A 13074-nucleotide genomic window follows, 5' to 3' on the forward strand; every position below is an offset into this window, starting at 1 on the left:
GGGCCGGGACGCCCCCGGGTACGTCCCGGGGAGCCGACGCGACAGCGAGGGCGGAGAGAGGCGCCGGCACGGGCGCGGCCGCCACGGACGCCACGGGTGCCGCGGCCGCGGGGAAGGCCGGATCGCGTCCCCGGCTCCGCTCCTGGCGGGCCGGGCTCCTGCGCGGCGGCATCGAGCTCCGCCACCTCGTCCGCAACCCCAAGGAGATGAGCGGCCATCTGATCAATGTCGTCGTCGCGCTGCTGCTCGCCGGATACATCGGCGACAAGGTGCCCGGCACCCATGTCCCGATGGCCCATCTGACGCTCGCGGGCTTCGCCGCCTATCTGCTGTTCCAGATCGGACTGGTCAATCTCCCGCAGATCCTGGTGACCGAGCGCGAGGAGGGCGCCCTGCTGCGGCTGCGCGCCACCCCCGGCGGCATACCCGCCTATCTCGTCGCCAAGTCGCTGCTGGTGGTCGTCATGGCGTTCGGGACCCTGGTCCTCCTGCTGGGAGCCGCCGCGCTGCTGGTGGACGGGCCGCTGCCGCACGGGCCCGGCGGCTGGCTGACCCTGCTGTGGGTCAGCACGCTCGGGCTGCTCGCCGTCGTGCCGCTGGGGGCGGCCATCGGCGCGGTGCTGCCGAACCCCCGTGAGGCGCTCGCGTTGATCATGCTGCCGACGATGGCACTGCTGGTCACGTCGGGTGCGATGTTCCCGCTCAGCTCGCTGCCCGCGCTGGTGCAGAAGATCGCCTCCGTCTTCCCGCTCAAGTGGATGGCCCAGGGGCTGCGCTCGGCCCTCCTGCCGGACGCCGCGCGCGCCGCGGAACCGGCCGGTTCCTGGGAGCTGCCGACCGTGGCACTGATACTCACCGCCTGGGCCGTCCTCGGCTTCCTGCTCGCCGTCCCCCTCCTGCGCCGCGCCGCCCGCCGCGAGTCCGGCTCCCGCCTCTCCGAACGCCACCGCAAGGCGGGGTGGGGTGGCAGCCGGACGGCCTGAGCGGGAGCCGGCCGCCCGCCCCGTCCGGACAGGGGGCGGACGGGGCGGACGGCTCCCGGTTGGCGTGACACCCCCACCCAATGATGGAGTTGACCCATGAACTTCACGGAGCGAGACCGTGCCGTACAGGCAGCCGTCGCGCGCGGGCTGGTGGGCCCCGGTGAGCCCGTTGCCGGCCTGCTCGACATCGCCGGGATCCGCCGTTCGGCGGCCGAACTCCGCGCCGCCTTCGAGGAGTTCACCGCACCGGGCACTCCGATCCTGCACGCCTTCGCGGTGAAGGCCGCCTCGCTCGTCCCCGTCCTGCGGCTGCTCGCGCAGGAGGGACTCGGCTGCGAGGTGGCCAGCCCCGGCGAGCTGGCGCTGGCCCGTGCCGCAGGCGTGCCGGTCGAGCGGACCGTCCTGGACTCGCCCGCCAAGACCCTCGCCGAGCTGCGGGAGGCGCTGGCTCTCGGCATCGCCGTCAACGCCGACAACGCCGAGGAGCTCGCGCGTATCGACGCGCTGATGGCCTCGGCGCCGAGCCGTGCGCCCATCGGCCTGCGGGTCAATCCCCAGATCGGCGGCGGCAGCATCGGGGCGATGAGCACCGCCACGGACACCTCGAAGTTCGGCGTCGGGCTGCGCGACGAGGGCGTCCGCGACTGGGTCGTACAGGCCTTCCTCGCGCGCCCGTGGCTGACCCGGCTGCACGCCCATGTCGGCTCCCAGGGCATGCCCCTGGAGCTCATGGCCGCGGGCGTACGGGCCCTGTTCGACCTCGCCGAGGAGATCAACGAGAAGGCCGGCCGGCAGCAGATCGACACCCTCGACATCGGCGGCGGCCTGCCGGTCAACTTCTCCTCGGACGCGACCACCCCGACCTACCGCGAGTACGCCGCGCTGCTGCACGCGACCGTGCCCGGCCTGCTGTCCGGGCGCTACGGGATCGTCACCGAGTTCGGCCGCTCACTGCTGGCCAAGCACGGCACGGTCCTCGCCCGGGTCGAGTACGCCAAGTCGGCCGGCGGCCGGCCCATCGCCGTCACCCATGCCGGCGCCCAGGTCGCCACCCGTACGGTCTTCGTCCCCGAGGCCTGGCCGATCCGGGTCGCGGCCTACGACGCCGAGGGGCGCCCCAAGACGGGGGCTCCGGTCGCCCAGGACATCGCGGGACCGTGCTGCTTCGCGGGCGACCTGGTCGCGGAGAACCGTCCGCTCCCGCGCCTGGAGGCCGACGACCACGCGGCCCTGCTGGACACCGGCGCCTACTACTTCTCCACCCACTTCGCCTACAACTCCCTTCCGCGCCCCGGGATCTACGGCTATGCGGCGGACGCGGACGGCACCGTCCGCTTCGCGACCGTCCGCACCCCGCAGACCCTGGAGGAGCTGACCGCGGAGAGCGGCGGCGCGCACGCGAAGTCGCTGGGCGAGCTCGGGAGGCAGTAGGGGAGGGGCGGCGGACGGCCCGGCTGCCGCGTGCCCGCCGCCACGCACCGCTCAGCGGCCGGCCCGTGCTCCCCCGGCCCGTACTCCCCCGGAGCGCGGCCCGCCGGCCCATGCTCCCCCGCGCCGGGCCCCGCCGGGCCGCGCATCGCCCGCGGCCGTCCCGGTCAGGGCGTACTCGCGGACCTCCTTGCCCGCCGCGCCGCCCTTCCCCACACAGTCCGTCCGCACCCACAGCAGCGCCTCGTGCTCCCGCTCCCAGCGGCCCAGCCACAGCGCCTTGCCCCACAGCCCGAGCGCGGCCCCGGCCATCAGCAGCCCGCCGGCCGCCGGCAGCACGCACGACGAACCGACCGCCGCCAGGAAGGCGCACAGCAGCCACCAGCGGTGGGCCCGCCGCCAGACCCGCAGGGTGACCGCCCGGTCCTGCAGGATGACGGCCTTCCCGGCGCGCGAGGCGTCACGCGCCAGCGCCGTGTACCGGCCGCGCCGGGCCAGGCAGACCACCGGCGCCGCGCCCACGCACAGCGCCGCCCCTGCCACCAGGCCGGCCGTCCGCCCGGCCGGCCCCGGCACCAGCACCCCGATCCCCGCCGCCAGCAGCCCCGGCCACCACAGCCAGCCCGCCGGCGCCCGCACCACCACGGCCACCCGCGTCAGCGCATACGCCCCGTGCCCCACGACAGACCTCCTCGCCCCGAGACCGCTCCGTCCCCACGTGTCCGGCACACCTGTACCGGCGGCGGATCGTAGCCAGCCCGGATGAGGATTGCCTGAGACGGCGCACGGGAGCCGGGTCGCCATGGCCAGGGGCGCGGGGCCCACCGGGACGCCGGGTCCGGCTGCCCGTACGTCCCTGCCGGCGGCCTCCGACCGGTTGGGGCCGGTGAACCGCTGAGGGTCAGTGGCCGCCGGACGGAACGTCGCAGCCGGTGTGGTCGGGATAGCCGCCGAAGGCATCCGCCTGGACGGCCCTGTCGTTCATCGTGCCCTCCAGGCACAGCGGAGAGGCGTCGACGAGGAACCCGACCCCCGAGGGACCGTTCTGGTAGGACTGCACCTTCCCGGCGGGGTAGCCGAGGCCGGTGAGTGCGCTGCGGGTGCGCACCGGGTCGAAGTCACCGTGCCTGCGCAGCGGTTCGAGCGCACCCTCGATGCGCTTGGCGGCCGCGAGCCCGTCGCAGCGGCTCCGGCCGTGCAGCGGGAGGGGCACCTTGAAGCCGTTGTTCTCGGCGTAGTGGTCGGTGGGCGGCGCGGCCGGACCGGAGGAGTGCGTGGCGGGCGTCGGTGTCGGTGAGGGGCTTTCGCCGGGGCACGGGAAGTCCACCGGCCTGCTCGGCGTCGCCGCCACGGTCCGCGAGGGCTCCGGCCCACCCGCGTCGTCCCCCGGCCGGTGCGTTCCGCACCCCGTCGCCAGCACGCCCCACGCCGTCAGCGCCGCCATCGGCAGCATCCCGCGCCGGACCCCCGTCGTCCTGATCATCGCCATGCGCCGATCCTCCCGCGCGGCACGGCAGGCGTCACGGGCTTTACGCACGGGGACAGACGAAACCGGTCAACTTCCGTGGCAACCGATCGGACGTCGACGTCACAGGCCCCGGGCGCGGGACACCGAGCACCGGCCCGGCCCGCCCCGGCCACCCCGGCCACCCACCCCGGCTCGTCCGCACCGGCTCGTCCACCCCGCCCCGCCCCGCCCCGTCCGACCCGCTCCGCGCCGCGCCTCGCTACTCCACGAACAACCCCCGCGCCGCCGCCCCCGCGTCGAATTCCTCCAGGCGGGCCTGGGCGTCCGGGAGCGCATCGCACATCGCCTCCAGCAGGACGCGGCCCAGCAGCATGGGGGCGCAGGCCGTGTCGAAGGCCAGGCCGGTGCCGACGGGGGCCGGAAGGAGCAGGTCGGTGTGGTGGGCGACGGGTGCGAAGGCGCTGTCGGCGACGGTGACGACGGTCAGGCCGGCCGTACGGGCGTAGTCCAGGGCGTCGACGACCTCGCGCGGGTGGCGGGGCAGGGCGAAGCAGAGCAGCGCGCCCGCGCCGGCCCGGACGGCGGCGTCGATGCGGTCGGTGAGCATGGTGCCGCCCTCGTCCAGGAGGCGGACGTCGGGGTGGACCTTGCGGGCGAAGTAGCTGAAGCCGGCGGCCTGGGCGGTGGCGGCGCGCAGCCCGAGGACGGGGAGCGGCCGGGAGGCGGCGAGGAGACGGCCGGCCTCGATCACCGGCGACGGGTCGGCGAAGGCGGCGGCGAGCCGGCGGAGGTTGTCGATCTCCGCCTGGACGGCCTGCTGGTACTCGTTGGAGGAGCCCGTGTCGCCGGGCTTGTCCGTGGGGGCGACCTCGCGCAGATGCCGGCGCAGCGCCGGGTAGCCGTCGAAGCCGAGGGCGACGGCGAAGCGGGTGACGGACGGCTGGCTGACTCCGGCCAGTTCGGCCAGTTCGACGCTGGAGAGGAAGGGCGCATCGGCGGCCCGGCGCACCATGCAGTGGGCGATCCGGCGCTGGGTGGGGGTCAGCCGGTGCCCCTCGAAGAGCTTCTGGAGGCGGGCCGCCGTACCGGTGTCCGCAGTGACCACGGCGTCCACCCCGGCCTGCGCGCCACCGCCCCGCACACCGTCACCCTGCGCGCCCCGGCCGCCCGCGCCCGCGCCGCTCGCGCCCTCGGCATGCGCACCCGCGCCGCCCGCGACCACCTCGTTCGCGCCGCCCATGTTCTTCGGCTCGCCGCCGGCCGCCGCGCCGCCGGCGCCGCTGCCGTTGTCCCCGTCCCCGCTCATCGCCTCTTCTTCCCGGCCCGGTCGGGGGCCTTGTCCTGTGTCGACCGACTGTACGGAATTCCTGGCCCGGTCCGGTCCGCGCTACGCGCCGCGATCCGGCCGTCTGCCCTCACCCGCCCCGGTCCTCCCGGGCCCACCCGGAACTCCACGCCCCGTGCCCCGCGCCCCCCGAGAACGCCACACCGTGCCGAACCCCCGGAACGCCATGCCCCGCCGGGCCACCGAGAACGCCAGGCCTTGCCGCCCACCCCGGAACACCACGCCGTACCGAGCCCCCAGAACCCCACACCCCACCCGCCCCGTACGCCGGCCCCCGACCGTCCCGTACGGCCGGATCCCGCCCGTCCCGTACAGCAGGCCCCCGCCCCTCACCACTTCCCCAGCCCGTCCAGCAGCCCCGCCGCCACCGCCACGTCGTCGGTCAGCGGGCGGTCCTCCATCCGCGGGTCGAGGGCGTCGGCGGCGTGGGCGTAGACCGCGGCGAGCGGAATGTCCGGGTCGGGTTCCAGGGAGCGCATCCGCAGGGCCCGTACGGCGGCGACCAGTTCGCAGGCGAGTACCTGGCGGTAGTAGGTGCAGGCGCGCAGCGTCTGGCGGGCGCCGAGGGAGGCGAAGCTGGCCTGTTCCTCGACGCCCCGGGAGAGCACGGTGTGGCCGAGCGAGGCCGGCTGGGAGACCGCGCGCATCTCGCCGAGCGCCGCGCCCGCCGCGTATTCGAGGATCATCACGCCCGAGCTGGCGGGCGCCGGGTCGCCCAGGAACGGCCGCAGCCGGGTGAAGTCGGGCTCGGAGAGCGCGGCGAGCCGGGCGGTGGACAGCTGCGCGGTCTGCAGCACGGCCAGCCGGAAGGCGTCCAGGGCGAGCGCGGCATGGGCGGCGTAGAAGTTGCCGTGGTGGTAGGCGGCCTGGTCCTCGATGCTGATCAGGGGGTTCTCGGCGGCCGCGTTCACCTCGACCGTCAGGACCCCGTCCAGGGTGTCGGCGGCGTCCAGTGCCGGGCCGTGGATCTGCGGGATGCAGCGGAAGCCGTAGGGGTCCTGGATGCGGCCGAGGGGCTGGGCCGGGCGGGGCGGGACGCCGGAGAGGGAGCGCAGCCGGGTGGCGGCGGCCGCGGAGCCGGGGTGCGGGCGGGCGAGCATGACCTGCTCGGCGAAGGGCTCGTACGAGCCGCCGACCGCGAGCAGGGAGAGTGCGGCGATGGGGAGGGCGGCGGCCAGCAGGCGGCGCAGTTCGTCGAGGGCGAGCGCGGACTGCCCGAGGGTGAGGGCGTTGCTGCTGATCAGGGCGAGGGCGTCGTTGCTGTCGAGGGCGATCGGGGCGGGGGCCCGGCCGCCGGACGCACAGTGCCAGGGGTGTTCGCCGGCCAGCGCGAGTCCGGTCTGGGCGAGCGCGGCCAGGTCGCCGGTGCCGACGGCGCCGTGCTCGTTGACGACGGGGTGCGCGCCGGCGTCCAGGGCGGTGAGCAGGGAGGTGATGACGGCGGGGTTCAGGCCCGCGCCGCCCGCGAGCAGCTGGTTGGCGCGGACCGCGAGCATGGCGCGGACCTCGCGGCCGGGCAGCGGGTCGCCGATCGCACCGGCGTGACTGCGCAGCAGTCGCAGGCCGTGGTCGGCGTCCGCGGCCGCGACGTCCTCCGTGCGGTTGGCGCCGACGCCCGTGCTGCGCCCGTAGACCCGGCCGGTGGCGGCCAGGCGGCGTGCGGTCTCCCAGGATTCCTCGGCGCGGGCGAAGGCCTTGGGGTCGGGCGCCGTCGGGTGCGCGGTGCGCTCCGCGAGGGCGGCGACATCGGCGCTGTGCAGGCCGGTGCCGTCGAGCGTGATGCGCCGGCCGATACGGGGCCCAGTGTCCAGCATGTGAGAAACCAAGGGGCTCAACTCCCTCTTATAACGCGCTTTGTGGACGGAAGTCCGACACCTCTCTCCGTACGGTGAGCCGAAGTAACAGGCGAGGTAGCAGGCGATTCACTTCCGCCTATTGACTTCTATTCACGTGCCTAAGACTCTGCATGACACTATGCAGGCCGGGCAAGGGGCAGCGGATGATCAAGTTCGACGCAGTCAGCAAGCGATACCCGAACGGCACCACCGCCGTGGACGAGCTGTCCCTCGACCTCCCCGAGGGCGGCGTCACCGTCCTCGTCGGCTCGTCGGGCTGCGGCAAGACCACCACTCTGCGGATGGTCAACCGCATGGTCGACCCGACCTCCGGGACGATCAGCGTCGGCGGCCGCGACATCCTGGAGGCGGACGCCGCCGAGCTGCGTCGTGGCATCGGCTACGTCATCCAGCAGTCCGGTCTCTTCCCTCACCGTACGATCCTGGACAACATCGCGACGGTCCCGCTGCTGCTGGGCTGGGGCAGGCGCAAGGCCCGCGCCCGCGCCGCCGAGCTGCTGGAGCTGGTCGGGCTGCCCGGTGACGCCGGGAAGCGCTATCCGCACCAGCTCTCCGGCGGGCAGCAGCAGCGCGTCGGCGTCGCCCGTGCGCTCGCCGCCGACCCGCCCGTGCTGCTGATGGACGAGCCGTTCGGCGCCGTCGACCCGGTCGTCCGTACCCAGCTGCAGAACGAGCTGCTGCGGCTCCAGGAGGAGCTGCGCAAGACCGTCGTCTTCGTGACCCACGACATCGACGAGGCGGTCCGGCTGGGCGACCGGATCGCGGTCTTCCGCACCGGCGGCCGGCTCGTGCAGTGCGCCGAGCCCGCCGAGCTGCTGGCCCGCCCGGCCGATGATTTCGTCGCCGACTTCCTGGGCGCCGAACGCGGGCTGAAGCTGCTCTCGCTCACCACCCTCGCCGACGTGCCGTACACCCCCGGCGGGGCGATACGCGCGGACGAGCCGGTCGGCGGGATATCCCGCGACGGTGGCCGCTGGCGCGTGGTGACCTCGCCGCGCGGGGAACCGCTGGGCTGGCTGGACACCGACGCACTGCCCGCCGGCGGCACGGCCGGCGAGGCCCCGCTGGAGGCCGTACGGCCGCTGCGCGACACCGATTCGCTCCTCTCGGCGCTCAACGAGGCGGTCTCCTCCCCCGCCGCCGCCGTCGCCCGGGTCACCGAGGACGGCGTACTGACCGGCCTCACCTCCCGCGACGCCGTCCACGACCGGGCGGGCCGCAGCCACGCGGAGGCGGGGCGGGCGGCGTCCGCCGGGCACCCCGCCCCCGCGACGCCCGGCCCCGACGACGCGCCCCTCAAGACCGCCTCCGCCGCGGAGCGCCCCGCATGACCATCGAGTGGGGCTGGTTCCCCGATCACGCCGACGACATGGCCCGCCTGACCGCGGACCATCTCGCCACCGCCGTGCCCGCCGTACTCCTCGGCCTGCTGATCGCCCTGCCGCTGGCGGTCCTCGCGCACCGGGTCCGGCCGCTGCGCGGCTTCATCCTCGGCGCGTCCAACATCCTCTACACCATCCCCTCGCTCGCCTTCTTCGTCCTCCTCCTGCCGGTCACCGGCCTCACCCGCACCACCGCGATCGTCGGACTGACCGCGTACACCCTGGTGGTGCTGGTACGGAACACCGTCGAGGGCCTGGACGCGGTCCCGGTCAAGGCCCGGGAGGCGTCGACGGCGATGGGGACCAAGCCGCTGCGCACGCTGCTCACCGTCGAGCTGCCGCTCGCCCTCCCGGTGATCATGGCGGGCGTACGGGTGGCCACCGTCATGTCCATCTCCCTGGTCAGCGTGGCGAGTTACATCGGTTACGGCGGCCTCGGACAGCTCTTCACCGACGGCTTCCAGCGCAACTTCCCCACCCCGGTCATCGCCGGGGTGGTCCTGACCCTGCTGCTCGCCCTGGTCGCCGACGCGCTGCTGGTGACCGTCCAGTGGCTGTGCACCCCGTGGCGGCGCGGCACCTCCCGGCAGCGCACCTCTCTGTGGCGGAAGGCAGCGTGACGCGCCGATGCTCGAACTGCTGAAGAACCTCCTCTCCTGGCTGACCAGTCCTGCCCAGTGGTCGGGCCCCGAGGGCATCGCCGCCCGCGTCCTGGAGCACCTGGAGTACTCGGTGCTCGCCACCCTCGCCGCGGCCGTGATCGCGCTGCCCATCGGCCTGCTCATCGGGCACACCGGCCGCGGTGCCTTCCTCGCCGTCAACCTCTCCTCGTTCGGCCGGGCGCTGCCCACCGTCGGCCTGGTCACCCTGGTGTTCCTGGCGGGCGGGCTGAGCGTGTGGCCGGTGTACGTGTCGCTGGTCGCGCTCGCGGTGCCCGTGATCATCACCAATACGTACGCGGGGATGGCCGCCGTCGACCCCGAGGTCAAGGACGCCGCCAAGGGCGTGGGGCTGCGCGGCCGCCAGGTCCTGTGGCAGGTCGAACTCCCGCTCGCGCTCCCGCTGATCATGACCGGCGTGCGGCTGGCGACCGTGCAGGTCGTCGCCACCGCCACCATCGCCGCCTACGTCAGCTTCGGCGGGCTGGGCCGCTATGTCTTCGACGGGCTGGCGCAGCGCGACCTGGTGCAGGTCCTCGGCGGTGCGGCCCTGGTCGCGGTGCTCGCCGTCGCCGCCGACCTGGCCCTGGGCGGCCTGACGCGGCTGCTGTTCCGCGGCCGCCCGGCCACCGCCCGCTGAGGCCGCCCGGCCACCGCCGAGCACCTGCCGCCCCGCCCCCTACGTACGCACCGAGGAGCCCGCCCATGAACCGTCGTACCGTCCTGACCACTCTCCTCGCCGGCGCCTCGGCCCCGCTGCTGGCCTCCTGTTCCTCCGGCATCACCTCCCTCAAGGGGGACGGCGCGGGCGGTGACAGCGGCAGCAGCGGCGGCGGACTGGTCATCGGCACCGCCAACTTCACCGAGAACCAGATCCTCGGCTACCTCTACGCGGGCGTGCTGAAGGCCGCCGGGGTCGAGACCACCGTCAAGCCCAACCTCGGCTCCCGCGAGATCGTGGTGCCCGCGCTGCGCTCCGGCGATATCGACCTGCTCCCCGAGTACCAGGGCAGCCTGCTGCTCTACCTCGACAAGAAGGCCACCGAGACCGAGGCGGGCGCGATGCAGAACGCGCTGGCCACCGTGCTCCCCGACGGCCTCGAAGTCCTGCCCTACGCGGCCGCCGAGGACCGCGACAGTTTTGCCGTGACCCGCGCGACCGCCGACCGCTACGGGCTGAAGACCCTGGCCGACCTGCGCAAGGTCAACGGCAAGCTGGTGTTCGGCGCGGCCGCCGAGATGAAGAAGCGGGTCGTCGGGGTCGTCGGCCTCAAGGACGCCTACGGCGTGGAGTTCAAGGAGTTCAAGGCGCTGGACTCCTCCGGGCCGCTGGTCAAGGGCGCGCTGAAGAAGGGCGACATCGACATCGCCAATGTCTTCACCACCGACGTCGACACCGCGGAGAACGGCTGGGTCCTGCTCGAGGACCCCAAGCACCTCATCCCCGCCCAGCACATCGTCCCGCTGATCGCCGCCCGCAAGGCCGACTCCAAGGTCCGCAAGGCGCTGGCCCGTCTGGGCAACACCCTCACCACCGCCCACCTCACCGAGCTCAACCGCCTCGTCGACAAGGAGAAGCAGGACCCGGACCGGGTGGCCGACGCCTGGCTGAAGAAGCACAAGGTGGGCTGACGCCGCGGTCCGGCCGGCCCCGCTTCCCCCGGGGCTGCGCCCCTACTCCGCGGCCGGGCCGCCGTGGCGCGGCGGCAGCCCGAACAGCGGGAACAGCCGCTCGGTGTCCAGGAAGCACTGCAGCGCGGTGATCCGGCCGTCGGCCGCGGTCTCGATGACCTGGATCGCCCAGGGTGTGCCGTCCGCGCGGTACTGCCCGAACGCCGGGCGGCCGTTCGCCGTGACCGGCAGCAGATGCGACCCCTCGCAGCCGCCGCCCGGCCCCAGCAGCCATTTCACGAGGTCCTCGCGGCCGCGCAGCCACAGCTCGTACGGCGGCATGGACAGGGTGCAGTCCTCGTGCAGCAGGGTCGTGAGCGCGTCCATGTCGAACCGTTCGAAGGCGTCGACATAGCGCCGCAGCAGCGCCTGCTGTGCGTCGTCCAGCGGCTGTTGCGGGGCGTCGGCGACGGTGTCACCGGACGCGGCGAGGGTCGCGCGGGCCCGCTGCAGTGCGCTGTTGACCGAGGCGACCGAGCTGTCCAGCAGCTCGGCGACCTCCCTCGCCGACCAGCTGAGCACCTCGCGCAGGATCAGCACCGCCCGCTGCCGGGGCGCCAGCCGCTGCAGCGCGGAGATGAACGCGAGCCGGACCGACTCCCGGGCGACGGCGGTCTCCGCCGGGTCCCCCGCCGACGCCAGCACCCGCTGGTCCGGTACGGGCCCGATCCAGGTCGCCTCGGGCAGCCCCGTCCCGATGGGGGTCTCCACGCTCGACGGGGAGGCGAGATCCATCGGCCGGGCCCGGCGCTGACTGCCCTTGAGCAGGTCCAGGCACACATGGGTGGCGATCCGGTACAGCCAGGACCGCAGGGAGGACCGCCCCTCGAACCGGTCGTAGCTCCGCCACGCCCGCACCATCGTCTCCTGGACCGCGTCCTCGGCCTCGAACGCGGAGCCCAGCATCCGGTAGCAGTAGCCGGTCAGCTCGGTGCGGTACGCCTCCAGCCGCTCCACCGGTTCCGCCTCGGGCGCGCGCCCACCGCCGCCGTCCGCCGCCACGGCTCCGGCGACCCCCGTGGTTCCGCTCGTCGAGGACTGTTTCATCGAGGACCCGCCCATCCGCCCGTCGGCCGACCACCGGCACACGCGCCCGACGCTACCGGAGCATCCGGCACCAGTCTGCTCCTCGGCCCGGAGCCCCGCAGCCGGAGACCGGGCGCGCGAACGGCGGCGCGCAGGACGGCCCTTCGGTGCTCGCCCCCTACCCCCGCGGCGCCGCCGCCGACCCCCGCTCCGAGAGGCGGGGGGCGCACAGGATGCGCTTGCGGCGGACCCGGCGGCCCTCGATGGCGGCGACCGCGAGGCGGGCGGCCTCCTTGGCGATATCGCTCAGGCCCCAGTCGACGGTGGTCAGGGGCGGGGTGAGGACCCGGGAGACGGGGTGGTCGTCGAAGCCGACGACGGAGAGGTCGCGGCCGACGGTGAGGGAGGCCTCGGCGGCGGCTGCGTAGACGCCGTAGGCGATGGAGTCGGAGAAGCAGAAGACGGCGGTGGCCGGGGCGGGACCGGCAGGCCGGCGGCCGTCCGGACTGTTGGTCAGGACCCGGCGGGCCATCGCGGTCGCCTCGCCCAGCTCCTGCGGGCAGGGCAGGACCACGGCCTCGATGCCGAGCCGGTCGGCGGCCTCGCGCACATAGACGTCGGCGGGGCGGTCGGGGGTGGAGGGGCCGGTGGGGGTCAGTACGGTGACCCGGCGGTGGCCCAGGCCCCGGAGGTAGTCCAGGACGGCGTCGATGCCGGCCCGGTTGTCGAAGAGCACCTCGCCCGCCGTACGGGCCCGGCTCAGGGCGTCGCCGATGGACACCACCGGCACCGCGTCGGCGATCTTCGACCAGCCCTCGGCGGACGGGTCGACGGGGGACACCAGCAGGCCGTCCACCCGCTGGTCGCGCAGCTGCTTGGCGAGGGCCAGCTCCCGTTCGGGGTCGCCGCCCGCGTCGAGGATCAGCGCATAGCGGTCGCCGGCCAGCAGCTCACGCCCTATCGCCGCCATCAGCTGCTGCTGCCACAGGTCCTGCAGATCACCGGCGAGCACACCGACCGTGCTCGTACGGCCGCTGGCGAGGGCGCGGGCGATGGGGTCGGCCTCGTAGCCGAGCTCGGCGGCGGCCTTGCGCACCCGCTCCTCGGTTTCCTTCGAGACGTGCTTCCCGCGCAACGCGTAGGAGACGGCCGCGGTGGAGAGGCCGGTGGCCTCGGCCACCTCGCGGAGAGTGGTGCGCTTATTGGGCCTGGCCATGTCCGGAAGCCTACCCAAGGAGGGCCCGGCACCCGGTCAC

12 protein-coding genes are annotated in these 13074 nt (G+C 74.5%); 6 read left to right on the forward strand and 6 right to left on the reverse strand.

The features are described from left to right. Positions 1–158 precede the first annotated feature (158 nt). Positions 159–983 carry an ABC transporter permease gene (locus Scani_RS31830; protein ID WP_159482490.1) on the forward strand — a complete coding sequence of 275 codons (825 nt, stop codon included), beginning with the start codon at positions 159–161 and terminating at the stop codon, positions 981–983. A gap of 96 nt (positions 984–1079) precedes the next feature. Continuing rightward, complete coding sequence (locus Scani_RS31835; protein ID WP_159481209.1) at positions 1080–2414, forward strand: type III PLP-dependent enzyme domain-containing protein; 1335 nt, start codon at positions 1080–1082, stop codon at positions 2412–2414. Positions 2415–2465: 51 nt separating this feature from the next. Here Scani_RS31835 and Scani_RS31840 read toward each other — a convergent pair whose 3' ends face one another. The 4 genes from Scani_RS31840 to Scani_RS31855 form a co-directional block, all read right to left on the reverse strand. Next, positions 2466–3092, reverse strand: a complete 627-nt coding sequence (locus tag Scani_RS31840) for a hypothetical protein (protein WP_159481210.1) — start codon at positions 3090–3092, stop codon at positions 2466–2468. 220 nt (positions 3093–3312) lie between these two features. Continuing rightward, positions 3313–3900 (reverse strand): hypothetical protein, encoded by a 588-nt coding sequence (locus Scani_RS40120; protein ID WP_167538168.1) that lies wholly within the window; start codon positions 3898–3900, stop codon positions 3313–3315. 238 nt (positions 3901–4138) lie between these two features. Beyond that, entirely contained in the window at positions 4139–5185 is a 1047-nt protein-coding gene (locus tag Scani_RS31850; RefSeq protein ID WP_246296265.1) for a MurR/RpiR family transcriptional regulator, read from the reverse strand. Positions 5186–5553: 368 nt separating this feature from the next. Continuing rightward, the gene (locus Scani_RS31855) at positions 5554–7038 is read right to left on the reverse strand and encodes an aromatic amino acid ammonia-lyase (protein ID WP_159481211.1); all 1485 of its coding nucleotides are present in this window, start codon (positions 7036–7038) and stop codon (positions 5554–5556) included. 185 nt (positions 7039–7223) lie between these two features. On the opposite strand from Scani_RS31855, the gene Scani_RS31860 reads away from it, so the two are divergent. The 4 genes from Scani_RS31860 (at position 7224) to Scani_RS31875 (ending at position 10753) form a co-directional block, all read left to right on the forward strand. After that, entirely contained in the window at positions 7224–8411 is a 1188-nt protein-coding gene (locus Scani_RS31860; protein ID WP_159481212.1) for an ABC transporter ATP-binding protein, read from the forward strand. After that, positions 8408–9082, forward strand: coding sequence for an ABC transporter permease (locus Scani_RS31865; protein ID WP_159481213.1), 675 nt, complete (start codon positions 8408–8410; stop codon positions 9080–9082). Before Scani_RS31860 ends, Scani_RS31865 begins: the two co-directional genes overlap by 4 nt. Before the next feature lie 7 nt (positions 9083–9089). Further along, entirely contained in the window at positions 9090–9761 is a 672-nt protein-coding gene (locus tag Scani_RS31870) for an ABC transporter permease (RefSeq protein WP_030088430.1), read from the forward strand. A gap of 65 nt (positions 9762–9826) precedes the next feature. Continuing rightward, positions 9827–10753, forward strand: a complete 927-nt coding sequence (locus Scani_RS31875) for an ABC transporter substrate-binding protein (RefSeq protein WP_159481214.1) — start codon at positions 9827–9829, stop codon at positions 10751–10753. Positions 10754–10795: 42 nt separating this feature from the next. Here Scani_RS31875 and Scani_RS31880 read toward each other — a convergent pair whose 3' ends face one another. Together Scani_RS31880 and Scani_RS31885 are read right to left on the reverse strand one after the other, a co-directional pair. After that, positions 10796–11839, reverse strand: a complete 1044-nt coding sequence (locus Scani_RS31880; protein ID WP_159482493.1) for a sigma-70 family RNA polymerase sigma factor — start codon at positions 11837–11839, stop codon at positions 10796–10798. Positions 11840–11996: 157 nt separating this feature from the next. After that, on the reverse strand, positions 11997–13034 hold the full coding sequence (locus tag Scani_RS31885; protein WP_159481215.1) for a LacI family DNA-binding transcriptional regulator: 1038 nt from the start codon (positions 13032–13034) through the stop codon (positions 11997–11999). Positions 13035–13074 lie beyond the last annotated feature (40 nt).

Source organism: Streptomyces caniferus, from assembly GCF_009811555.1.
Classification (GTDB): Bacteria; Actinomycetota; Actinomycetes; order Streptomycetales; family Streptomycetaceae; genus Streptomyces; species Streptomyces caniferus.